The following is a 20913-nucleotide window of genomic DNA, read 5'->3' on the forward strand; positions in this document are numbered from 1 at the left end:
GAAAAGAGTGGATTAATAGCGGGCGGTGATATTTCCGCTTTATTACGTCATGGTTCAACCTGGTAACCCATCCGCCAACTCACGGCCCGCGTCGCTGCCAGCAATCGCTGCGCCGCCGGGCCGTTTTCGTCAGCGTGAAACAGTGAGGTCGGACCGACGATGGTCATGACCGCCGCTACATTCCCTGCTGCGTTGAATACCGGTGCCGACAACGCATCCACTCCCGGCATCAGCAACCCATGCACATGATGCAGGCCGCGTTCGCGGATCTGTTCGCATAAGGCTGCATAGGTCTGATCGTCCGCCAAGATGTGGTCAGTGGTGTTGTGAAGTTCCTGATCGCGCAAGTCCACGGTTTCCCGCTTTGGTAGGTAAGCGCCAAATACCAGGCCAGTGGATGAACTGAGTAACGGCAATACCGAGCCCAATTGCGTGACCACCGTCACCGCTCGCACCGCCGGCTCGATGTGCACCACCGTCGCGCCCTGATTGCCCCACACTGCTAAAAAACAGGTTTCATTCAAGTCATCACGCAACTCGGCCAGAGGCAGAGCGGCGACTTTCAGCACGTCCATACTGTTCAGGGCAGCCAGGCCGACTCGCAGCGCTTCACGGCCCAGGCCGTAATGGTTGGTGGCGGGGTTCTGTTCGGCAAAACCGCTGGCGATCAGCGCTTGTAGATAACGGTGAACCTTGCTCGCCGGCATCTGCACGTGTTCGGCCAGACGCGACAGCGAGGTCGAGGGCGACAGCTCGGCGAGGGCCTTGAGGATGTCGGTGCCGACTTCGGCCGAGCGGACTTTCTGTTTACCGTTGCTTTCGCTGGTCATGGAGGCGGTGTGATCCCGGGACGAATGGGCGTCTTTATAGCTTGACGGTCAATACCAATCAAATTACGTTATGCGTAATTGAATTACGATAAAAATAACTTCCCGTTCAGGAGGCTCCATGAACCTCGATTCAACGGCGCCAGCGCTGGCTTATCAGTCAGGCTTTGGCAACGAATTCAGCAGCGAAGCGTTGCCCGGCGCACTGCCAATCGGCCAGAACTCCCCGCAAAAAGCCCCTTACGGCCTGTACACCGAGCTGTTCTCCGGCACTGCGTTCACCATGGCCCGCAGCGAAGCACGCCGGACCTGGATGTACCGCATTCAGCCGTCGGCCAATCACCCGGCATTCGTCAAACTGGATCGGCAACTGGCCGGTGGTCCGTTGGGTGAAGTGACCCCCAATCGCCTGCGCTGGAACCCCTTGGACATTCCGACCGAGCCCACCGATTTCATCGACGGGCTGGTGAGCATGGCCGCCAATTCGGGCGCGGATAAACCGGCCGGGATCAGCATCTATAACTACCGCGCCAACCGGTCCATGGAGCGGGTGTTCTTCAACGCCGACGGCGAACTGCTGTTGGTACCGGAACTGGGCCGCCTGCGCATCGCCACTGAACTGGGCGTGCTGGAGCTGGAACCGCTGGAAATCGCCGTGCTGCCTCGCGGGCTGAAATTCCGCATCGAACTGCTCGATCCGCAAGCGCGGGGCTATGTGGCCGAAAACCACGGCGCGCCACTGCGCCTGCCGGACCTGGGGCCGATCGGCAGCAACGGTCTGGCCAACCCTCGCGACTTCCTGACCCCGGTGGCGCATTACGAAAACCTCAAGCAACCGACCACCCTGGTGCAGAAATTCCTCGGCCAATTGTGGGGCTGCGAGCTCGATCATTCGCCGCTGAACGTGGTCGCCTGGCACGGCAATAACGTGCCGTACAAATATGACCTGCGTCGCTTCAACACCATTGGCACGGTGAGTTTCGATCACCCGGATCCGTCGATTTTCACCGTCCTGACCTCGCCGACCAGCGTGCACGGTCTGGCCAACCTCGACTTCGTGATCTTCCCGCCACGCTGGATGGTGGCCGAGAAAACCTTCCGTCCGCCGTGGTTCCACCGCAACCTGATGAACGAATACATGGGCCTGATCAAGGGCGAGTACGATGCCAAAGCCGAAGGTTTCGTGCCGGGCGGCGCCTCGTTGCACAGCTGCATGAGTGCTCACGGCCCCGATGGCGAGACCTGCACCAAGGCGATCAACGCTGAACTGGCGCCGGCTAAAATCGACAACACCATGGCTTTCATGTTCGAGACCAGCCAGGTGCTGCGCCCGAGCCGGTTCGCCCTGGATTGCCCACAGCTGCAAAACGATTACGACGCCTGCTGGGCCTCGTTGCCCGCCACTTTCGACCCGACCCGGAGATAACCCATGACTCAGACTTCCATCACTCGTAGCTGGGTTGCCTCCGCCAACGGCCACGCGGATTTCCCGCTGCAAAACCTGCCGTTGGGCGTGTTCAGCGTGAAGGGCGGGGCGCCGCGCAGTGGCGTGGCGATCGGCGACCATATCTTTGATCTGGGAGCGGCACTCGATGCCGGGCTGTTCGACGACGGTGCCGCGCGGACCGCCGTCGAAGCCACCCGTGGCGGCCAGTTGAATGCATTTTTCGAGCTGGGTCGCGAGGCTCGCGTCGCCCTGCGTGAACGCTTGATCGAGTTGTTCAAGGAAGGCAGCACCCTGCACGGCAAGATCGAAGCCCAAGGCGCAAAACTGCTGCCGCTGGCGGCGGATTGCCAGATGCACCTGCCGGCGAAGATCAACGACTACACCGACTTCTACGTCGGCATCGAGCACGCGCAGAATGTCGGCAAACTGTTCCGCCCGGATAACCCGTTGCTGCCGAACTACAAGTACGTGCCGATCGGTTATCACGGCCGCGCCTCGACCATTCGCCCGTCCGGCACCGACGTGCGGCGTCCGAAAGGCCAGACCCTACCGGCCGGCCAGACCGAGCCGACGTTTGGCCCGTGCACACGCCTGGATTACGAACTGGAACTGGGTATCTGGATCGGTCCGGGCAATGCCATGGGCGACTCGATCGCCATCGGTGACGCCGCCGATCACATCGCCGGTTTCTGCCTGCTCAACGACTGGTCGGCGCGGGACATCCAGGCCTGGGAATACCAGCCGCTGGGGCCGTTCCTGTCCAAGAGTTTCATCACCAGCATTTCGCCGTGGGTGGTGACGGCCGAAGCGCTGGAACCGTTCCGTCGTGCGCAGCCGGCGCGCCCGGAAGGCGACCCGCAGCCGCTGCCTTACCTGTTCGACAAACGTGATCAGGCGGCCGGTGCCTTCGACATCGAACTCGAAGTGCTGCTGCTGACCGAATCGATGCGCGAACAGAATCTGCCGGCCCATCGCCTGACCCTCAGCAACACCCAACACATGTACTGGACCGTTGCGCAGATGGTGGCGCATCACAGCGTCAACGGCTGCCAGTTGCAGGCCGGCGACCTGTTCGGTTCGGGCACGTTGTCCGGCCCTGAAAGCGGTCAGTTCGGCAGCCTGCTGGAAATCACCGAGGGCGGTAAAAAGCCGATCGAACTGGCCTCGGGTGAGGTGCGTAAATTCCTCGAGGATGGCGACGAAATCATCCTGCGGGGACGTTGCAGCCGTGAGGGTTTTGCTTCCATCGGTTTCGGCGAGTGCCGCGGCAAAGTGCTGCCGGCGCGCTAAGAGGATCGGCCCATGGAACTCTATACCTATTACCGTTCGACCTCGTCTTTCCGGGTACGCATTGCGCTGGCGTTGAAGGGGCTGGATTACCAGGCACTGCCGGTCAACCTGATCGCGCCGCAGGGGGGCGAACATCGCCAGCCGGCGTACCTGGGCATCAACCCGCAAGGCCGGGTGCCGGCCTTGCGCACCGATGAAGGCGAATTGCTGATCCAGTCACCGGCGATCATCGAGTACCTGGAGGAACGTTATCCACAGGTGCCGCTGCTGTCCAAAGACCTCGCCGCCCGCGCCCACGAGCGTGGAGTGGCGGCGGTGATCGGCTGCGACGTTCACCCACTGCACAACGTCAGCGTGCTCAATAAGCTGCGGCAGTTGGGGCACGATGAGCCGCAAGTGGTCGAGTGGATCGGTCACTGGATCAGTCAAGGGTTGGCGACGGTGGAGCAGTTGATCGGTGACGCCGGTTATTGCTTCGGCGATCAACCGGGGCTGGCGGACGTTTACCTGATCCCGCAGCTGTATGCGGCCGAGCGTTTCAATATTTCACTGGACGCCTACCCGCGTATTCGTCGAGTGGCAGCGTTGGCGGCGCAACATCCGGCGTTCATCAAGGCGCATCCGGCGAATCAGCCAGACACCCCATAAAACTGTACCGTCCCATAGGCGCGAGCGGTGCGGCGATCCGACTTGCCCGCGAAGAGCGATAACGCGGTATTGCTGATAGACCGATGCGGCAGGTTCGCGGGCAAGCCTCGCTCCTACAAAGGGCGGTGATTAATGGACGATGGCGTTGGGCGGCAAGTGCCCCAACCGTTCGGTCAGGCGAATCCGCTGGATCGGGTCGTCGCAGAGCAGCAGCGCGTGTTCCAGGTCAAAACGCTCGGCATTCGGGCAATCCAGCCGTTGATAGAGGCTGGCCCGGGCCAGGTAGTCGGAGGCGTTGGCGTTGCCCAGCTCCAGCACGCGCTCGGCGTCGATCAGGGCGTCGATGTAGTCATCGTTCGTGAGGTACAACTGGCGCAGGTTGCGTGACAGCCGTTGCAGCATCTGCGCAGGTTCGGCGGTCTGCAAATGCTCGGCGCTGAGCTGCATGTTCGGGCCGTACTGGCGTTGCAGCAGTTCACGGCAGTCGTTGGGGTACAGCCGGCGCCCGCCGCACGGGTCGAGCAGGTGATCGGCGCCTTGCACCCGCAGCAGGAAATGCCCGGGGAAGTTGACCCCGACCATGGGGATTTCCAGTCTTCTGGCCAGCTCCAGGGCAATCAGGCCCAGCGCCAATGGCTGACCGCGCCGGCGTTCCAGCACTTTATGGAGCAACGCCACTTGCGGGCGCAAGGGCGTGAAGTCGTCCTGGGCGAACCCCAGGTCATTCATGCGCCGCAACAACGGTTGCGCCAACTCATTTACCGGCAGCATCGGCAATCCGTAGCTGACCCGCTGTTGCAGGTCCTTGAAGTCCGCCAGCACAGTTTCGGGATTCAGCTCTTTATCGTGTTCGACGGCGATCCACAACGCCGCCTCGAACAGCGCGGGCGGTGATCGTTGCAGACAGTCGAAAAAGCGTTGGCGCGGGGTCATCAAAATCTCCGGGGAATGCCTCGTTTTAGCCCCGTCGCAGGCTTTCGTCCAGTGCTGAACACAGGCCGTAACAGGTTATGTCCGAAAACCTTTAAAGCCGCGCTGCTTATTCCTGTGCGCTTCTGCAATTTTTGTGCGCAAGCCTATACTGGCGACTACAAGAAGTGATTCGGGAGCCCTACGATGTTCGCTCTCATGCAAAGCACTCGCCTTGAATCGCTGCACCTGAGCGTCGATCCGGTCACCGGGTTGAAGGCGGTGATTGCCATCCATAACAGCCGCCTGGGACCTGCCTTGGGCGGGTGTCGTTACCTTGCCTACCCCAGCGATGAATCCGCGATCGAGGATGCTGTGCGCCTCGCCCAAGGCATGAGTTACAAGGCGGCCCTGGCTGGCCTGGCTCAGGGCGGTGGCGTTGCGGTGATTATTCGCCCGGCCCATGTGGAAAACCGCGCCGCAGTATTCGAAGCGTTCGGGCGCTGGATCAATCAGCTCGACGGTCGCTACATCACCGCCATCGACGCCGGCACCTCGGTGGCGGACATGGACTGCATCGCCCAACATACGCAATTCGTCACCAGCACCACCGCTGCGGGGGACCCAGCACCGCATGCCGCCATGGGCGTATTCGCCGGCATCCGCAGCACCGCCATGGCCCGCTTGGGCAGCGATAATCTGGAAGGGCTGCGCATTGCCGTTCAAGGCCTGGGCAATGTTGGTTATGCCCTGGCCGAGCAGCTGCACGCTGCCGGCGCCGAGCTGCTGGTCAGCGACATCGATCACGGCAAAGTACAACTGGCCATGGAGCAGTTGGGCGCTCATCCGATCGCCAACGAAGCGCTGCTCAGCACCCCTTGCGACATTCTCGCGCCTTGTGGCTTGGGCGGTGTGCTTAACAGGACCAGCGTGACGCAGTTGCGTTGCTCGGCGGTCGCAGGTTCGGCCAACAACCAACTGACCCATCTGGAAGTCGCCGATCAGCTGGAACGCCGGGGCATTCTGTATGCACCGGATTACGTGATCAACGCCGGCGGGCTGATCTACGTGTCGCTCAAACACCGTGGGGAAGAGCTGACGACCATCACCGCGCACCTGTCGAAAATCAGTTCACGGCTGACCGAAGTCTTTGCCCATGCCCAGGCGGAAAAACGTTCTCCGGCCAGGGTAGCGGATGAGTTGGCAGAGAAAGTGCTGTACCGGTAAACGTTTGAATCGATAAAGGAGTGAGTGCCTATCCGGCCAACTTGCTCCCCAAGCCCTGCGCCACAAACGTCGGGCCTGACAATCGCACGCCGACCCCGCGTGCCAGGAGCCCTGTGATGCTTCACAAGGTTGAGCTGCCCTACACCCGTTTTTTATCCCCTGACGGCCAGGTGCTCTGCGATCTCCCTCCCTGGGCCGACGACTTCAATCTGTTGACGCGCTTGTATCGGCAAATGGTCCTGACCCGCCTTTTTGACCAGAAAGCGGTCGCCCTGCAACGCACCGGGCGCATCGGTACCTACGCGCCGACCCTGGGCCAGGAAGCCATTGGCGTTGCGGTCGGCAGCCTGATGCGCGCCGAAGACGTGCTGATCCCGTATTACCGCGACACCGCCGTGCAACTGATGCGTGGCGTGCGCATGGAAGAAATCCTGTTGTATTGGGGCGGCGATGAGCGTGGCAGCGACTTTGTCGACCCGGCGGTGGCGCAGGATTTCCCGATCTGTGTGCCGATTGCCACCCAGGCCCTGCATGCCTGCGGCGTCGCCAGCGCATTCAAGATCCGTGGCGAGCATCGGGTTGCCGTCACCACCTGCGGCGATGGCGGCACCAGCAAAGGTGATTTTCTCGAGGCCCTCAATGTCGCTGGCGCCTGGCAGTTGCCGGTGGTGTTCATGGTCAACAACAACCAATGGGCGATTTCGGTACCGCGACGAATTCAGTGCGGCGCTCCCACGTTGGCGCAGAAAGCCATTGGCGCCGGGTTCCACGGTGAGCAGGTCGACGGCAACGACATACTCGCCGTGTATGACCGCGTGCAAGCGGCCCTCGAACGGGCGCGCCACGGCAAAGGCCCGGTGTTGCTCGAATGCCTGAGTTATCGCCTCGGCGATCACACCACGGCCGACGATGCCACACGCTACCGGTCGGCGGACGAAGTCAAGCAAGCCTGGCTCGAAGAACCGATCAAACGTCTGCAGCGTTTCATGGTCGGGCAGGGCGTGTGGGATGAAAGTCGCGAGCAGGCGCTGATCAGCGAATGCCAGGGGTTGGTGCAGGTTGCTGTGGATAACTTCGAAGCGGCGGGCCTGCAGGCGCCGGCATCAGTGATCGATCATGTCTACGCCCAGTGGCCACAAGCCCTGGCCGAGCAGCGTGAAGACTTCCTCGAACGAGTGGCGCGCCGGACGGGAGGTTCGGGCCATGAGTAACGGTAAGGTAACGCTGCTGGAGGCGGTGAATCTGGCGTTGCATCGGGCCATGCGCGAGGACGAGAACGTTATCGTCCTCGGTGAAGACGTCGGGGTGAACGGTGGCGTGTTTCGCGCCACGCTGGGCCTGCGCGACAGCTTTGGTTTCAAGCGGGTAATCGATTCGCCGCTGGCCGAAACCATGATCGGCGGGCTGGCAGTGGGCATGGCGGCCCAAGGCTTGAAACCGGTGGTGGAAATCCAGTTCATGGGGTTTATCTACGCCACCATGGAGCACCTGGTGTCCCACGCCAGTCGCATGCGCAACCGCACGCGCGGGCGGCTCACCTGCCCGATGGTGCTGCGCTCGCCGATGGGCGCAGGGATTCGTGCGCCGGAACATCACAGCGAAAGCACCGAAGCACTGTTCGCGCACATTCCGGGGTTGCGGGTGGTGATCCCGTCCTCGCCGGCTCGGGCCTATGGTTTGTTGCTCGCGGCCATCGACGACCCGGACCCGGTGATCTTTCTCGAACCGACCCGACTCTATCGCATGAACCCGCAACCGTTGTTGGATGACGGCAAACGCCTGCCGCTGGACAGCTGTTTCACCCTGCGCGAAGGCAGCGACATCACCTTGATCAGTTGGGGCGCCAGTGTGATGGAAACCCTGCAAGCCGCCACGGCGTTGGCCGAGCAGGGCATCTCGGCGGAAGTGATCGATGTCGCCAGCATCAAACCGTTGGACCTCGACACGATGGAGGCCTCGGTGCGCAAGACCGGTCGCTGCGTGATCGTGCATGAGGCGCCGCGCTCCTGCGGGGTCGGCGCGGAAATCGCCGCCAGTCTCTACGAACGGGTGTTTCTGCAGTTGCAGGCACCGATCCAGCGAGTCACCGCGCCGGACATCCCGCCACCGCTGTATCGACTGGAATCGCTGTACATGCCTGGCGTCGAGGACATTCTTCACGCCTGTGACACCGTGTTGCGCCACGCCTGAAGAAGCCCTTGAAGAAACGCCAGAGGCCGAGGAGATTGCGATGAAATATTTCAAACTGCCGGATCTGGGCGAAGGCTTGCAGGAGGCGGAAATCGTCCGCTGGCACGTCAAGGTCGGCGATACCGTCAAGGCTGACCAATTGCTGGTGTCGGTGGAAACCGCCAAGGCGCTGGTGGACATTCCCGCGCCTTACGACGGCGTGGTGGCGAAAACCTTCGGCGGCGAGGGCGACATCCTGCATGTGGGGGAGCCGTTGCTCGGTTACGAAGGCGAAGCGGATGCGGGCACCGTGGTCGGACGGCTTGAGGGCGGCGGCACGAATCAGGAGGATGCCTTTTTTATCGGCACCGCGCCTTCGACCCGCGAATACCTGGCGAACCGCGCCACGCCAGCAGTGCGTCAATTGGCGCGACAACTGGGCGTTGAACTGAGCGCCTTGGTCGGCTCCGGCCAGGACGGTCAGATCACCCGCAGCGATGTGGAAAATGCGGCCCAGACGGAACGCGAGCGTTTCGGCGGTGAGAAGCTGCGCGGTGTGCGGCGCAGCATGGCGCTGAACATGGCCAGGTCCCATGCCGAAGTGGTGCCGGTGACGATTTTCGGCGATGCCGATCTGCATCGCTGGGGGCAGGCGCGAGAACCACTGATTCGTCTGGCCAAAGCCATGGCGGCGGCCTGCGCGGTGGAGCCAGTGCTCAATAGCGGCTTCGATGGCAAAACCCTGTCGCTCAAACAACACGAACGGCTCGACCTGGGCATTGCCGTGGATACACCGGACGGTTTGTTCGTGCCGGTGCTGCGCGATGTCGGCAATCGCACGTCGGCGGATTTGAAAGAAGGTGTGATGCGCCTGCGCGCCGATGTGCAGGCGCGTTCGATTCCGCCCAAGGAAATGATGGGTGCGACCCTGACTCTGTCGAATTTCGGCACCTTGTTCGGTCGCTACGCCAACCCGGTGGTGGTGCCGCCGCAAGTGGCGATCCTCGCCGCCGGGGCGATCCGCGATGAACCGGTGGCGGTCGAGGGGGCGGTGGCGGTGCATCCGATCCTGCCGCTGTCCCTGACCTTCGATCACCGCGTGGTCACCGGCGGCGAGGCGGCGCGGTTCTTCAAGGCGCTGGTCGACGCACTGGAGCAGCCTGACGCCTGATTTTCTGCGAGCATGAAAAAGGCCCTGAGCCATTGGACTCAGGGCCTATTCAATTCGGGCATTGCTTACTTCGGCGTCTTGGCGGCTTTGGCTGGCTTGGTCGGCTCAGCTTGCTCCACTTCAACAGGTGCAGCCACTTCAACAGGTTTAGCGACTTCAGCCGGCACGTTGAGCAATTCGGACAGTGCGTCCGGCTGGCTCTTGAACGCCTTGGCGAACACGTCGCGGTTCTTCGCCATGTAGATCCCGGCTTCTTCCACTTGCTGCTCGGTCAGGGACGGAACGGCTTTTTGCAACACTTCAGCCAGCAATTCGGCCAGTTCGAGCATTTTGTCATGACGGTCAGCTTCGGCTTTATCCATGAACAAGCGCTCCAGATCTCGGCTGCTGCGGTATACCACTTCGACGGCCATTCACCACCTCACATGCCTTCACATTTAGTTGTCTTTGCGACTACTGTATCTATATACAGCGAAAAGGATAAGCGAATCCCTGCGCTTTGGGTAGTGGCTTTTTAATGTAGACCGGATTCGGGGTTTGTCAGGTGAACGGTGGCGCTCCATTCGCGGCTACAGGTTTGGTGTTGACCTGCGACCAAACGCCACGGAGCGTGTTTTAAAGCACCTCGCCATCATGTGGCAGGCAACCCCTGGCCTTTTTTCTGCATGCAGAACAACCGTCACGTCCAACCCGCATCATCCGCTCGAACCGAGCTAAGGAACAATCATCGTGAAAATCAACTGGGCCGAGAACCTGCGGCAGAACGTGCACCAACTGGCCGAGTCCCTGGGCAACCTGTTCGTCGAGACCTTCCACTACCTGGCGCTGTTCGCCATCGGTGCGGTGACTGCCTGGGCGGCGGTCATGGAGTTCATCGGGATGCTGGAGCAGGGGCACATCAAGATCGATGACATCCTGTTGCTGTTCATCTACCTGGAACTGGGGGCGATGGTCGGGATTTACTTCAAGACCAATCACATGCCGGTGCGGTTCCTGATCTACGTGGCGATCACCGCGCTGACACGGCTGCTGATCTCCAACGTCTCGCACCACAATCCGCCGGACCTGGGGATCATCTACCTGTGCGGCGGGATCCTGCTGCTGGCGTTTTCGATTCTGGTGGTGCGTTATGCCTCGTCGCAATTTCCTTCGGTGAAGATCGAACACCCGCAACGCAAGATCGGTGCGGGTTCCGGTGAACATCCCGAAGTGGAGAAGGGCGAGCTTTAATACCCGATTTCAGGTCGGGGCCGGGCTTTGGCCTGTGGCGGCGGCAGCTTACGGTTGTCGCCGTCGGTCATGGCTTCGAGGATGGCCACGGCGCATTGACCCTGTTCGATGGCGATGCCGAATTGAATGCTTTGCACCAGGCGTTTGAGGCGCTTGGGGTCATTGCGTTGTTCGGCGCTGATCATCCGTTTAGCCACCACGCGGCCAGCGTTGGAGAGGGTCAGCATGATGCTGCCGTCCAGGCCCTGGATGCTCAGGTTGATTTGATAATCCGCTGCAAAAGCATCGGTAATGAGCTGAAAAGGGTTGTCCATAATGCGTCACCGCCTGATTGAACGTGCAGTTGTTGACGGCTGTGATCGGGATTAGTTCGCAATACCAGACCACCGGCCTTCCATGTTTATGCGCTTTCTTCCGTGCCGCACAAGGGAGATAGCAAGGGGCATGCCGGAAAAACTGTCGGACAATGTTTACGGCAAAAAAACGGCGGGCACCTTGGCCCGCCTTCTTTTTGCCTGCCCGTTTCAGGGCATAAATGAATAGATGATCGCAGACAGTGCAATCAGACCGACCAACACCACGAACACGTTCGAGGCCTGGCCCGAGTACTGGCGCAAGGCTGGCACGCGGCGGATGGCGTACATCGGCATCAGGAACAACAGGCAGGCGATGATCGGCCCGCCGAGGGTTTCGATCATGCCCAGGATGCTCGGGTTGAAGGTCGCCACGGCCCAGCAACTGAGGATCATGAACAGCGCAGTGAGGCGGTTCAGCCAGCCGGCGGAGACGACTCGACCACGGCCACGCAGGCTTTTCACGATCAGGCCCTGAAAGCCTTCGCTGGCGCCGATGTAATGGCCCAGGAAGGATTTGGTGATTGCCACCAGTGCAATCAGCGGCGCGGCGTAAGCGATGACCGGCGTCTGGAAGTGGTTGGCCAGGTACGACAGGATCGAAATGTTCTGCGCCTTCGCCGCGGCCAAATCAGCCGGGGACAACGCCAGCACGCAGCTGAAGCAAAAGAACATCACCGTGACGACCATCATGGCGTGAGCGATCGCCAGAATGCCGCTGCTTTTGCGTTCGGCTTGCTTGCCGTAACGCTGCTTCTGATCGACGGCGAAAGCGGAAATGATCGGCGAATGGTTGAACGAGAACACCATCACCGGGATCGCCAGCCACAAGGTCTTGAAGAACAGTGGCAGCGGCATGCCTTCACTGGCGGTGGCGAAGAACGCGCCGTTCCAGTTCGGGATCAGGCTGATGCCCAGTAGCAGCAATGCCGCGACGAACGGGTAAACCAGCACACTCATGCATTTGACGATGACGCCCTGACCACAACGGACGATGGCCATCAGGCCGAGAATCAACCCCAGTGACAGGATCGCCCGAGGCGGTGGCGTCATGTGCAACTGGTGCTCCATGAGGCTGCTCAGGGTATTGGTCAGCGCTACGCTGTACACCAGCAGAATCGGGAAAATCGCGAAGAAATACAGCAGCGTGATCAGCTTGCCGGCACCGATGCCGAAGTGTTCTTCCACCACTTCAGTGATGTCCCCGGAACGGCCGGACAACACGAAACGAGTCAGACCGCGGTGTGCAAAGAATGTCATCGGAAACGCCAGCACTGCCAGGATCAGCAGCGGCCAGAAACCACCCACGCCGGCGTTGATCGGCAAAAACAGCGTGCCGGCGCCAATCGCTGTGCCATAGAGGCCAAGCATCCAGGTGGTGTCGTGTTTACTCCAGCCTTTGTGGGTTATTTCGTTATTGCGTGTGAGGTCTACAGCGGGATTATCGGCAGCAGGTGTACGTACATCGGTCATCGTTTTCGCCTCGTTATTATTATTACTCGGGCTCACGTGTTGCGAACGGTCAGGAAATGCTCCTCAGCACTCCACCCAGCTAACCGCCAGGCCGCCCCGTGAAGTTTCTTTGTATTTGTCGTGCATATCGGCGCCGGTATCGCGCATGGTGCGGATCACCCGGTCCAGGGAAATGAAGTGTTTGCCGTCACCGCGCAGGGCCATTTGCGTGGCGTTGATCGCCTTCACCGCGGCAATCGCGTTGCGCTCGATGCACGGCACTTGCACCAGACCGCCGACCGGATCGCAGGTCAGGCCGAGGTTGTGTTCCAGGCCGATTTCAGCGGCGTTTTCCAGTTGTTCCGGGGTGGCGCCGAGCACGTCGGCCAAACCGGCGGCGGCCATGGCACAGGCGGAGCCGACCTCGCCTTGGCAGCCGACTTCGGCGCCAGAAATCGAGGCGTTTTTCTTACAAAGAATGCCTACGGCAGCCGCGCCCAAAAAGAACGCCACGACGTCATCGTCCGATGCGTCCGGGTTGAATTTCATGTAGTAGTGCAGCACGGCCGGAATGATCCCCGCCGCCCCGTTTGTAGGCGCGGTGACCATCCGTCCGCCCGCGGCGTTTTCTTCGTTCACGGCGAGGGCGAACAGGTTCACCCATTCCATGGCCGACAGGGTGGAGCTGATGACGTTCGGTTTGCCGATTTCCAACAGGCTGCGATGCAATTTCGCGGCGCGGCGGGGAACATTCAGACCGCCGGGAAGGATGCCTTCGTGACGCAAGCCTTGCTCGACGCACTCGCGCATTACCGACCAGATGTGCAACAGGCCCTGACGGACTTCGGCTTCGCTGCGCCAGGCCAATTCATTGGCCATCATCAATTCGGACACCCGTAGACCGTGCTGTTTGCAGAGCTTGAGCAATTCGGCGGCGCTGGAGAAATCGTACGGCAGCACAACGTCGCTGGCCGGCGCAATGCCGGACTCGGCTTCGGCCGCGTCGATGATGAAACCGCCGCCCACCGAGTAGTACGTCTGCTCGAATAGCTCACCGGTTTCGCCGAAGGCTGTCAGGGACATGGCGTTAGGGTGGTAGGGCAGGCTCTCGTCGAGCAGCAGGAGATCGTGCTGCCAGTTGAAGGCGATCGTCGCTTTGCCGGCCAGGGACAGCTTGCCGGTTTCCCGCAGGTGCTGGATACGCGAATCGATGGTGGTCGGGTCGATGCTATCCGGCCATTCGCCCATCAGGCCCATGACACAGGCGCGGTCGGTGGCATGGCCGACGCCGGTGGCTGAAAGCGAACCGTAAAGGCGGATTTCGACCCGACGGACGGCGGCCAGCAAATTCTGCTCAATCAGTGCTTGGGCAAAGGTCGCTGCAGCGCGCATCGGGCCGACGGTGTGGGAACTGGACGGACCGATGCCGACTTTGAAGAGATCGAAAACACTGATAGCCATGCTAAAGCCTATACAAGCAATGGAAGAGAAATCGCCGCCATTTTTGTAGGCCAAGCGCAATGTCGGCGATACTGCCTACCTCGGTCCTACGTGACCAACGAAACTTCCTAAGACAGCCTTTAGCAGGACTAAACGATGAGTCGTCAATTGCACGCCCAGACTTACGTCTGGCTGCACGTGTTTTCCTGTGCCGCGCGGCACCTGTCGTTCACCCGTTGTGCCGAAGAACTGCACATCACGCCGGGTGCGGTCAGTCAGCAAATCCGGCAACTGGAAGAGCGGCTGGGTTTTCGCCTGTTCCACCGTCGCGCTCGTGGTGTGGAATTGAGTGCGCAAGGCCAGCGCCTGGCCATTACGGTCAACGAGGCTTACGGCAGCATCGACGCAGAATTGCGACGACTGGATGCGGGAATGATCAGCGGGATTTTGCGGGTGCGTTCGATTCCCTCGTTCCTGAGCAAATGGCTGACCCCGCGTTTGCCGCGTTTGCAGCAGCGTTTTCCGGACATTCAATTGCGCCTGGTGGCGGAGGACAGCAGCGTGCCGTTGCACGAGGGAGATTTCGATCTGGCGATCGATCTGAATGACGGCAGCTATCCCGGATTGTTATCCACAGCCTTGCTCGACGAGCAGATATTTCCGGTGTGCGCCCCGAGCCTGTTGCGAGGGCGGCCGCCGCTGCACGGCCCGGCAGACTTGATGCACTTCCCGTTGTTGCATGACATCACCGCGTGGCGCGGTAGCTACGAGTACGCGGAATGGGAGTTTTACCTCAATGCCATCGGTTTCGAAGGCGCGGACGTGCGGCGCGGGCACACCTTCAACCGCAATCACCTGACCATCGAAGCGGCGATTGCTGGGATGGGCGTGGCGATTGCGCGGCGAACGCTGCTTAACGATGAGCTGGAACGGGGCACGCTGATCGTGCCGTTTGGCCTGGCGGTGCCTAATCACAAGCGCTACGTGCTGCTCTACGCGCCGGGTGCGCTGAGCCATCCGGGCGTGCGCGCGGTGCATGACTGGCTGGTGGAAGAGGCGGGGATTTTTCGTGACCTGCATCCGCTGGGGAGCGCGGCAGATGTGACCATTTGTGACTGAAGACAGGGCCGACCCAACTCCCGACATTAACAGCGCTTTTGCTCGTTGTCCGGCTTTTTTTGCGTATGAATATTTATCTTTTTTTAGGGGTTGAAATGTTCCGCGCACACACCGATTGTGTAACCAAGAGGTTGCGGTGATGACGCCCAAGGGCCAGCCGATGCGCCTCTTGCGAGCTAGCTGAAATAAGGGAAGAACTATGCAAATCCAAGTCAATAGCGATAACCATATTCAAAGCAGTAAACGACTGGAGGAGTGGGTACGTACTACCATTGAGAGCACGCTCGAACGTTATGAAGAGGACCTGACCCGCGTCGAGGTCCATCTGCGGGACGAGAACGGCGACAAGCCTGGTCCCCATGACATGCGCTGCCAGCTGGAAGCGCGGCCAAAAGGCCACCAACCAATTTCCGTTACCCATAAAGCTGACTCCCTGGAACTGGCGATCGACGGGGCAGCCGAAAAACTTGAACATGCGCTGGAGCATATGTTTGGCAAATTACGCGGCAAACCACGCGCCGCTGTGGTGCCGTTCGATAGGGGCGCTCATGCCGATGCGCTGCTTGAGGATGAGTTTCTCGAGAACGAACAGGCTGCGCTCAATGGCTGAGGCCTGATTCACCTTTTACCTTCCTGATTAAAACGGGCCTGCGATTGCAGGCCCGTTTTGTTTCTGGCGCGAGAGCTGCCGAAGGCTGTGATCTTTTACTCTTTGTTCTAGCGTAAAAACGCCCGCCGATACTCCCCAGGCGTCCCACCCAACGCCTGTCGAAACCGGTTGGTGAAATGGCTCGCACTGGCAAACCCGCACGCCAGCGCAATCTCCCCCAACGGCTGCGACGATGCGCGCAACAACTCCCGCGCGCGCCTCAGACGCCGCGCCAACACATACTGATGCGGCGGCAAGCCGAAGCTCACACGAAACATCCGCGCAAAGTGATATTCCGACAGCGCGCACAAGCTCGCCAATTGCCCAAGGCTGATCGCCTCCGCCAACTGACTGTCGATGAACTCCACCAGTTGCCGCCGCTGATGCGCCGCCAATCCACCCTTGAGGCGCAGGCCCTGACGCACACCAACCTGGCTGAGCAAGGCGTGGCTGAGCATCTCGTGGGCCAGGCTGCTGGTGAGCAGGCGTTCGCCGGGTTCGTCCCAGTTGAGGCTGATCAACTGCCGAAAGTGCCGTACTTGCTGCGGGTCTTCGAGGAACGTGCGCTCGCGCAACTGCAATTCCCGTGGCTCGCGATCCAGCAACGTGACGCAACCAAGGGCAAATTGTTCGGGGCTGAAATACAGGTGGGCCAGGCGAATGTCGCCGTTGATCACCCAGCCTGACTGATGGTCGGCCGGCAGAATGCACAGCTTGTCCGGGCCGCCCTTGGTGCCGGGTTGGTCGCGGCGAAAGGTGCCGGTGCCGCCGGCGATGTAGCACGACAAAGTGTGATGGCTCGGCGCTTCGTAGTCCTGGGCGTCATGGTGGTTGCTCCACAAAGCCGCAGCCATGCCGTCACCGAGCTCGGCGCTGTGCTCCAGGCGAGCATTGGGCGAGCGGTTGAGGGCTTGAAAGACTTGCAACGTTTCCAGTGCGGCCATGATCGGTTCTCTCCAACGCCTTGCATCCTACTCCGTAGACGCTGGCCTGCCAGCCTGCGGGCCGACAAAAGCGCAAGTTTATGCAAGTGAAAAAGGGGGGCGCGCCGGACACTGAAGGCCTATTCAGGAGTCTTCACCATGAACCTCTCGCTATACCTGCTGACCGTATTGATCTGGGGCACCACCTGGATTGCCTTGAAATGGCAATTGGGCGTGGTGGCGATTCCGGTGTCGATCGTCTATCGCTTCGGCCTCGCCGCGCTGGTGCTGTTCGTGATGTTGTTGCTTAGCCGGCGTCTGCAAGTGATGAACCGTCGTGGGCATCTGATTTGCCTGGCGCAGGGGCTGTGCCTGTTCTGTATCAATTTCATGTGCTTCCTCACCGCCAGCCAGTGGATCCCCAGCGGTCTGGTCGCCGTGGTGTTTTCCACCGCCACGTTGTGGAACGCCTTCAATGCGCGGGTGTTCTTCGGCCAGAAAATCGCCCGCAACGTGTTGATGGGCGGCGCGTTGGGCTTGCTCGGCTTGGGCCTGTTGTTCTGGCCGGAGCTGGCCGGTCATACCGCCAGCCCGGAAACCTTGCTCGGGTTGGCTCTGGCGTTGCTCGGAACCTTGTGCTTCTCGGCGGGCAACATGCTGTCGAGTCTGCAGCAGAGGGCCGGCCTGAAACCCCTGACCACCAATGCCTGGGGCATGGCTTATGGCGCAGCGATGTTGTCGGTGTGGTGCCTGGTCAAAGGCATCCCGTTCGACATGGAATGGAACGCCCGTTACATCGGCTCGTTGCTGTACCTGGTGATTCCGGGCTCGGTGATCGGCTTCACCGCCTACCTGACGCTGGTCGGGCGCATGGGGCCGGAGCGGGCGGCGTATTGCACCGTGTTATTCCCGGTGGTGGCGCTGAATGTGTCGGCGTTTGCCGAGGGCTATCAATGGACGGCGCCGGCATTGGTGGGGTTGGTGCTGGTGATGTTGGGCAATGTGCTGGTGTTTCGTAAGCCCAAGGCACCGATGGTGCAGGGAAGCGGCAAATTGGCCTGATGCTTTGACCGAGCGCTGAACAACTCAGCGCTCGATTCTGATAGCGATATAAATCAGCAACGGCAATATGAAGTCGACAATATGCCGAGAGCGGGCAGGTGTTTAAAACACCCGCCCTTTTTGATCAGCCTTTCCACACTTGTGGGTTCACCAGATCCTGCGGTCTTTCACCCAACAAGGCACTGCGCAAGTTGGCCAACGCACGGTTGGCCATGGCTTCGCGGGTTTCGTGCGTGGCCGAGCCGATATGCGGCAGGGTCACGGCGTTTTTCAGTTGGAACAGCGGTGATTCAGCCAGTGGTTCTTTCTCGTAAACGTCCAGCCCGGCGCCACGAATCCGGTTGTTTTGCAGCGCTTCGACCAGCGCCGGCTCGTCTACCACCGGGCCACGGGCGATGTTCACCAGAATGGCGCTCGGTTTCATCAGTGCCAGTTCGCGGTGGCTGATCAGGTGCCTGGTTTTTTCGCTGAGCGGCACCACCAGGCAGACGAAATCGGCTTCGGCCAGCAGTTGATCCAGGCTACGGAACTGTGCGCCGAGTTCCTGTTCCAGTGCGGTCTTGCGGCTGTTGCCGCTGTAGATGACCGGCATGTTGAAGCCCAGTCGACCACGACGGGCAATGGCCGCGCCGATGTTGCCCATGCCGACGATGCCTAAGGTTTTGCCATGCACATCGCTGCCGAACAACGGTGCACCGACGGTGGCTTGCCATTGGCCTGCCTTGGTCCAGGCGTCCAGCTCGGCGACGCGGCGGGCACTGCTCATGAGCAGGGCGAAGGCCAGGTCGGCGGTGCTTTCGGTGAGCACGTCGGGGGTGTTGGTGAGCATGATCCCGCGTTCGTTGAAGTAGGCGAGGTCATAGTTGTCGTAGCCGACGGAGACGCTGGACACCACTTCCAGTTTGCTGGCGTTCTCCAGTTGCGCCCGGCCGAGTTTGCGACCAACGCCGATCAGGCCGTGGGCGTGGGGCAGGGCTTCGTTGAACTGGGCGGCGATGTCGCCGTTTTTCGGATTCGGCACGATCACGTCGAAATCCTGTTGCAGGCGTTCGATCATGGGCGGAGTGATGCGGCTGAAGGCGAGGACGGTTTTTTTCATTGGAGAGGGGCTCGTCGGGCGTGGAGATTGCCAAGCAAGCTAACATTCTTCGCGGACATTATGCGAGGGTGTACGCCATCCAAAACTGTAGGAACGACCTGTGGCGAGGGGGCTTGCCCCCGTTTGAGTGCGTAGCACTCACAATATCTTTGGACCACCAGAGATTTTGGGGCTGCTTCGCAGCCCAACGGGGGCAAGCCCCCTCGCCACAGGTCGTTCCTACAGGGGGTCAGCTGTGTGGCGCGGGCTTCGGTACGTCGACGTTATCCAGCACCCGGTTCACCGCCAGTTCGGCCAGCATGATGACTTGCTGGATCGCCAGGAGCGTGTGCCGCTGCGGGGCGTCGACATAGGCGGCAATGTCGCTGGTCATGACGCTGGCCGAGGCCAGGGATTCGCAGACATGGGCCAGCAGGCTTTCGTTGTCCATGTCCGGGGCGACCTGAAACATCCTGCTTGGTTTGCGGCCTTCGGGTTGTTTGGGTGGAGGCTTGAGGTAGTGGTCGAGCGCGCGTTCGGCGGCAAAGGATCAAACCCGGCAGACCCGAAGGTCTCCCACGCACAGCCGCCATAACTGTGGAGCTACAAAAGCGCCGCATTATGTCATTTGCTGTGATCCTATACTTCGGGTTTTCCAGGCCCGATCGCTGAATTGCCAGCGACCCACAAAGCCTACCCACTTCGCTTCCGACGCTACAACCGCCAAAACTTGTCGGAAACCTCCCCAAAAACCACCGCGTCTGTAGGACCGTGAAATCAGTTCGCCAGCCGAGCCCCGCCCAAGCTGCCGCTCAATTCATACGCCGCCAATTCCGCCTGATGCGCCGCCAGAATCTCCGGCAACGATCCACGCAAGTACTCGACCCAGGTCTTGATCTTCGCGTCCAGATACTGCCGCGATGGGTAAATCGCGTACAGATTCAATTCCTGCGAGCGGTACTTTGGCATCACCCGCACCAGCGTACCGTTGCGCAGCCCTTCAATCGCCGCATACACCGGCAACACCCCAACCCCCATGCCGCTGGTGATCGCTGTCTTCATCGCGTCAGCGGAGTTCACCAAGAACGGTGAGCTGTTGATGGTGACCATTTCCTGGCCTTCGGGGCCATCGAAAGCCCACTTTTCCAGCGGGATCACCGGGCTCACCAGGCGCAAGCACATGTGATTGAGCAAGTCGCTGGGCTTCTGCGCGCAGCCGTTGGCTTTTACATAGGCGGGCGATGCGCAAACGATGCTGTAGGTGATGCCCAAACGCTGGGAGACGAAGCCCGAGTCGGGCAGTTCGCTGGCGAGCACGATGGACACGTCGTAGCCCTCGTCGAGCAAGTCCGGCACACGGTTGGCCATGGTCAGGTCGAAGGTCACGTCGGGGTGGGTCTTGCGGTAGCGAGCGATGGCGTCGATCACGAAGTGCTGACCGATGCCGGTCATGGTGTGCACCTTGAGTTGCCCGGCCGGGCGCGCGTGGGCGTCGCTGGCCTCGGCTTCGGCTTCTTCGACATAGGCCAGGATCTGCTCGCAGCGCAACAGATAGCGCTTGCCCGCTTCGGTCAAGGCAATGCGCCGGGTGGTGCGGTTGAGCAGGCGGGTTTGCAGGTGGGCCTCCAGGTTGGAGACCGCGCGCGAGACGTTGGCCGTGGTGGTGTCCAGTTGTACGGCGGCGGCGGTGAAACTGCCGGCCTCGGCCACGTAACTGAAGGCGCGCATGTTTTGCAAAGTGTCCATGGGGTGCTCTCTTGGCGGATGGCAAATTGTGACACGAAGTTTCAGAGACTGAGACCCCGACCAAGGGATTATCTCGTTAACGGTAACAAAGATTCACAAGAATCCCGGCTTATCGCCAACAAGGCCCACCCCTAGAATTGCGCCGACTGTAGGAGCCGGCTTGCTGGCGATGG

Annotated in this window: 19 protein-coding genes and 2 pseudogenes; 11 read left to right on the forward strand and 10 right to left on the reverse strand. The window is 60.7% G+C overall.

Annotated features, from left to right (window positions below; translation table 11 throughout):
- Positions 1 to 47: 47 nt before the first annotated feature.
- A complete protein-coding gene (locus tag AC07V0_RS06825; RefSeq protein ID WP_086944716.1) occupies positions 48 to 830 on the reverse strand; it encodes an IclR family transcriptional regulator in 783 nt (260 codons plus the stop codon).
- 118 nt (positions 831 to 948) lie between these two features.
- Here AC07V0_RS06825 and hmgA point away from each other — a divergent pair, with 118 nt between their 5' ends.
- The 3 genes from hmgA to maiA are packed head-to-tail and all read left to right on the forward strand — an operon-like array spanning position 949 to position 4212.
- Positions 949 to 2253 (forward strand): homogentisate 1,2-dioxygenase, encoded by a 1305-nt coding sequence (hmgA, locus tag AC07V0_RS06830; RefSeq protein WP_064620233.1) that lies wholly within the window; start codon positions 949 to 951, stop codon positions 2251 to 2253.
- Between the two features lie 3 nt (positions 2254 to 2256).
- A complete protein-coding gene (gene fahA / locus AC07V0_RS06835) occupies positions 2257 to 3564 on the forward strand; it encodes a fumarylacetoacetase (RefSeq protein WP_086944717.1) in 1308 nt (435 codons plus the stop codon).
- A 12-nt stretch (positions 3565 to 3576) separates the two neighbouring features.
- The gene (gene maiA, locus AC07V0_RS06840) at positions 3577 to 4212 is read left to right on the forward strand and encodes a maleylacetoacetate isomerase (protein WP_018927159.1); all 636 of its coding nucleotides are present in this window, start codon (positions 3577 to 3579) and stop codon (positions 4210 to 4212) included.
- Positions 4213 to 4341: 129 nt separating this feature from the next.
- On the opposite strand, the gene AC07V0_RS06845 is transcribed toward maiA, so the two are convergent.
- The gene (locus tag AC07V0_RS06845; RefSeq protein ID WP_064620227.1) at positions 4342 to 5145 is read right to left on the reverse strand and encodes a SirB1 family protein; all 804 of its coding nucleotides are present in this window, start codon (positions 5143 to 5145) and stop codon (positions 4342 to 4344) included.
- A gap of 183 nt (positions 5146 to 5328) precedes the next feature.
- Here AC07V0_RS06845 and AC07V0_RS06850 point away from each other — a divergent pair, with 183 nt between their 5' ends.
- From AC07V0_RS06850 to AC07V0_RS06865, 4 genes are all read left to right on the forward strand, one after another.
- Positions 5329 to 6348: a Glu/Leu/Phe/Val dehydrogenase family protein gene (locus AC07V0_RS06850; RefSeq protein ID WP_018927157.1), complete on the forward strand. Its 1020-nt coding sequence runs from the start codon at positions 5329 to 5331 to the stop codon at positions 6346 to 6348.
- A 116-nt stretch (positions 6349 to 6464) separates the two neighbouring features.
- Entirely contained in the window at positions 6465 to 7559 is a 1095-nt protein-coding gene (gene pdhA, locus AC07V0_RS06855; protein WP_086944718.1) for a pyruvate dehydrogenase (acetyl-transferring) E1 component subunit alpha, read from the forward strand.
- Entirely contained in the window at positions 7552 to 8538 is a 987-nt protein-coding gene (locus AC07V0_RS06860) for an alpha-ketoacid dehydrogenase subunit beta (RefSeq protein ID WP_086944719.1), read from the forward strand. Before pdhA ends, AC07V0_RS06860 begins: the two co-directional genes overlap by 8 nt.
- Positions 8539 to 8578: 40 nt before the next feature.
- Positions 8579 to 9688, forward strand: a complete 1110-nt coding sequence (locus AC07V0_RS06865) for a dihydrolipoamide acetyltransferase family protein (RefSeq protein ID WP_018927154.1) — start codon at positions 8579 to 8581, stop codon at positions 9686 to 9688.
- Between the two features lie 173 nt (positions 9689 to 9861).
- Here the strand turns inward: AC07V0_RS06865 and AC07V0_RS06870 are convergent.
- Positions 9862 to 10101: pseudogene (locus tag AC07V0_RS06870) on the reverse strand (YebG family protein); the annotation flags it as partial.
- A 316-nt stretch (positions 10102 to 10417) separates the two neighbouring features.
- On the opposite strand from AC07V0_RS06870, the gene AC07V0_RS06875 reads away from it, so the two are divergent.
- A complete protein-coding gene (locus AC07V0_RS06875) occupies positions 10418 to 10918 on the forward strand; it encodes a phosphate-starvation-inducible protein PsiE (protein WP_018927152.1) in 501 nt (166 codons plus the stop codon).
- Here the strand turns inward: AC07V0_RS06875 and AC07V0_RS06880 are convergent.
- The 3 genes from AC07V0_RS06880 to AC07V0_RS06890 all read right to left on the reverse strand — a co-directional run bounded on the left by AC07V0_RS06880 (position 10915) and on the right by AC07V0_RS06890 (position 14184).
- Complete coding sequence (locus tag AC07V0_RS06880; RefSeq protein WP_018927151.1) at positions 10915 to 11232, reverse strand: DUF3509 domain-containing protein; 318 nt, start codon at positions 11230 to 11232, stop codon at positions 10915 to 10917. The two genes, AC07V0_RS06875 and AC07V0_RS06880, sit on opposite strands and share 4 nt — an antisense overlap.
- Positions 11233 to 11442: 210 nt before the next feature.
- On the reverse strand, positions 11443 to 12744 hold the full coding sequence (locus tag AC07V0_RS06885; protein WP_086944720.1) for a serine/threonine transporter: 1302 nt from the start codon (positions 12742 to 12744) through the stop codon (positions 11443 to 11445).
- A gap of 63 nt (positions 12745 to 12807) precedes the next feature.
- Positions 12808 to 14184 carry an L-serine ammonia-lyase gene (locus AC07V0_RS06890; RefSeq protein ID WP_018927149.1) on the reverse strand — a complete coding sequence of 459 codons (1377 nt, stop codon included), beginning with the start codon at positions 14182 to 14184 and terminating at the stop codon, positions 12808 to 12810.
- A gap of 135 nt (positions 14185 to 14319) precedes the next feature.
- Between AC07V0_RS06890 and AC07V0_RS06895 the strand changes: the two genes are divergently transcribed.
- Entirely contained in the window at positions 14320 to 15282 is a 963-nt protein-coding gene (locus tag AC07V0_RS06895; RefSeq protein ID WP_086944721.1) for a LysR substrate-binding domain-containing protein, read from the forward strand.
- A gap of 199 nt (positions 15283 to 15481) precedes the next feature.
- The gene (locus AC07V0_RS06900; protein WP_064620217.1) at positions 15482 to 15892 is read left to right on the forward strand and encodes an HPF/RaiA family ribosome-associated protein; all 411 of its coding nucleotides are present in this window, start codon (positions 15482 to 15484) and stop codon (positions 15890 to 15892) included.
- A 107-nt stretch (positions 15893 to 15999) separates the two neighbouring features.
- On the opposite strand, the gene AC07V0_RS06905 is transcribed toward AC07V0_RS06900, so the two are convergent.
- Positions 16000 to 16875, reverse strand: a complete 876-nt coding sequence (locus AC07V0_RS06905) for a helix-turn-helix domain-containing protein (RefSeq protein ID WP_086944722.1) — start codon at positions 16873 to 16875, stop codon at positions 16000 to 16002.
- A gap of 138 nt (positions 16876 to 17013) precedes the next feature.
- Here AC07V0_RS06905 and AC07V0_RS06910 point away from each other — a divergent pair, with 138 nt between their 5' ends.
- Positions 17014 to 17916 carry a DMT family transporter gene (locus AC07V0_RS06910; protein WP_018927145.1) on the forward strand — a complete coding sequence of 301 codons (903 nt, stop codon included), beginning with the start codon at positions 17014 to 17016 and terminating at the stop codon, positions 17914 to 17916.
- 124 nt (positions 17917 to 18040) lie between these two features.
- On the opposite strand, the gene AC07V0_RS06915 is transcribed toward AC07V0_RS06910, so the two are convergent.
- The 3 genes and pseudogenes from AC07V0_RS06915 to AC07V0_RS06925 all read right to left on the reverse strand — a co-directional run bounded on the left by AC07V0_RS06915 (position 18041) and on the right by AC07V0_RS06925 (position 20740).
- Positions 18041 to 19015 (reverse strand): 2-hydroxyacid dehydrogenase, encoded by a 975-nt coding sequence (locus AC07V0_RS06915; protein WP_018927144.1) that lies wholly within the window; start codon positions 19013 to 19015, stop codon positions 18041 to 18043.
- A gap of 229 nt (positions 19016 to 19244) precedes the next feature.
- Positions 19245 to 19538: pseudogene (locus AC07V0_RS06920) on the reverse strand (DUF6124 family protein); the annotation flags it as partial.
- Between the two features lie 233 nt (positions 19539 to 19771).
- Positions 19772 to 20740, reverse strand: coding sequence for a LysR family transcriptional regulator (locus AC07V0_RS06925; RefSeq protein ID WP_018927142.1), 969 nt, complete (start codon positions 20738 to 20740; stop codon positions 19772 to 19774).
- Positions 20741 to 20913: the final 173 nt, after the last annotated feature.

This window comes from Pseudomonas sp. GW821-FHT01E10 (assembly GCF_059422365.1).

Bases quoted from the DNA above. Each gene is read 5' to 3' on its own strand.
- pdhA (WP_086944718.1), top strand. From the start codon at position 6,465: ATGCTTCACAAGGTTGAGCTGCCCTACACCCGTTTTTTATCCCCTGAC.
- AC07V0_RS06925 (WP_018927142.1), bottom strand. From the start codon at position 20,740: ATGGACACTTTGCAAAACATGCGCGCCTTCAGTTACGTGGCCGAGGCC.
- AC07V0_RS06845 (WP_064620227.1), bottom strand. From the start codon at position 5,145: ATGACCCCGCGCCAACGCTTTTTCGACTGTCTGCAACGATCACCGCCC.
- AC07V0_RS06915 (WP_018927144.1), bottom strand. From the start codon at position 19,015: ATGAAAAAAACCGTCCTCGCCTTCAGCCGCATCACTCCGCCCATGATC.
- hmgA (WP_064620233.1), top strand. From the start codon at position 949: ATGAACCTCGATTCAACGGCGCCAGCGCTGGCTTATCAGTCAGGCTTT.
- AC07V0_RS06890 (WP_018927149.1), bottom strand. From the start codon at position 14,184: ATGGCTATCAGTGTTTTCGATCTCTTCAAAGTCGGCATCGGTCCGTCC.
- AC07V0_RS06900 (WP_064620217.1), top strand. From the start codon at position 15,482: ATGCAAATCCAAGTCAATAGCGATAACCATATTCAAAGCAGTAAACGA.
- AC07V0_RS06860 (WP_086944719.1), top strand. From the start codon at position 7,552: ATGAGTAACGGTAAGGTAACGCTGCTGGAGGCGGTGAATCTGGCGTTG.
- AC07V0_RS06825 (WP_086944716.1), bottom strand. From the start codon at position 830: ATGACCAGCGAAAGCAACGGTAAACAGAAAGTCCGCTCGGCCGAAGTC.
- AC07V0_RS06885 (WP_086944720.1), bottom strand. From the start codon at position 12,744: ATGACCGATGTACGTACACCTGCTGCCGATAATCCCGCTGTAGACCTC.
- AC07V0_RS06910 (WP_018927145.1), top strand. From the start codon at position 17,014: ATGAACCTCTCGCTATACCTGCTGACCGTATTGATCTGGGGCACCACC.
- AC07V0_RS06905 (WP_086944722.1), bottom strand. From the start codon at position 16,875: ATGGCCGCACTGGAAACGTTGCAAGTCTTTCAAGCCCTCAACCGCTCG.
- fahA (WP_086944717.1), top strand. From the start codon at position 2,257: ATGACTCAGACTTCCATCACTCGTAGCTGGGTTGCCTCCGCCAACGGC.
- maiA (WP_018927159.1), top strand. From the start codon at position 3,577: ATGGAACTCTATACCTATTACCGTTCGACCTCGTCTTTCCGGGTACGC.
- AC07V0_RS06895 (WP_086944721.1), top strand. From the start codon at position 14,320: ATGAGTCGTCAATTGCACGCCCAGACTTACGTCTGGCTGCACGTGTTT.
- AC07V0_RS06880 (WP_018927151.1), bottom strand. From the start codon at position 11,232: ATGGACAACCCTTTTCAGCTCATTACCGATGCTTTTGCAGCGGATTAT.
- AC07V0_RS06865 (WP_018927154.1), top strand. From the start codon at position 8,579: ATGAAATATTTCAAACTGCCGGATCTGGGCGAAGGCTTGCAGGAGGCG.
- AC07V0_RS06850 (WP_018927157.1), top strand. From the start codon at position 5,329: ATGTTCGCTCTCATGCAAAGCACTCGCCTTGAATCGCTGCACCTGAGC.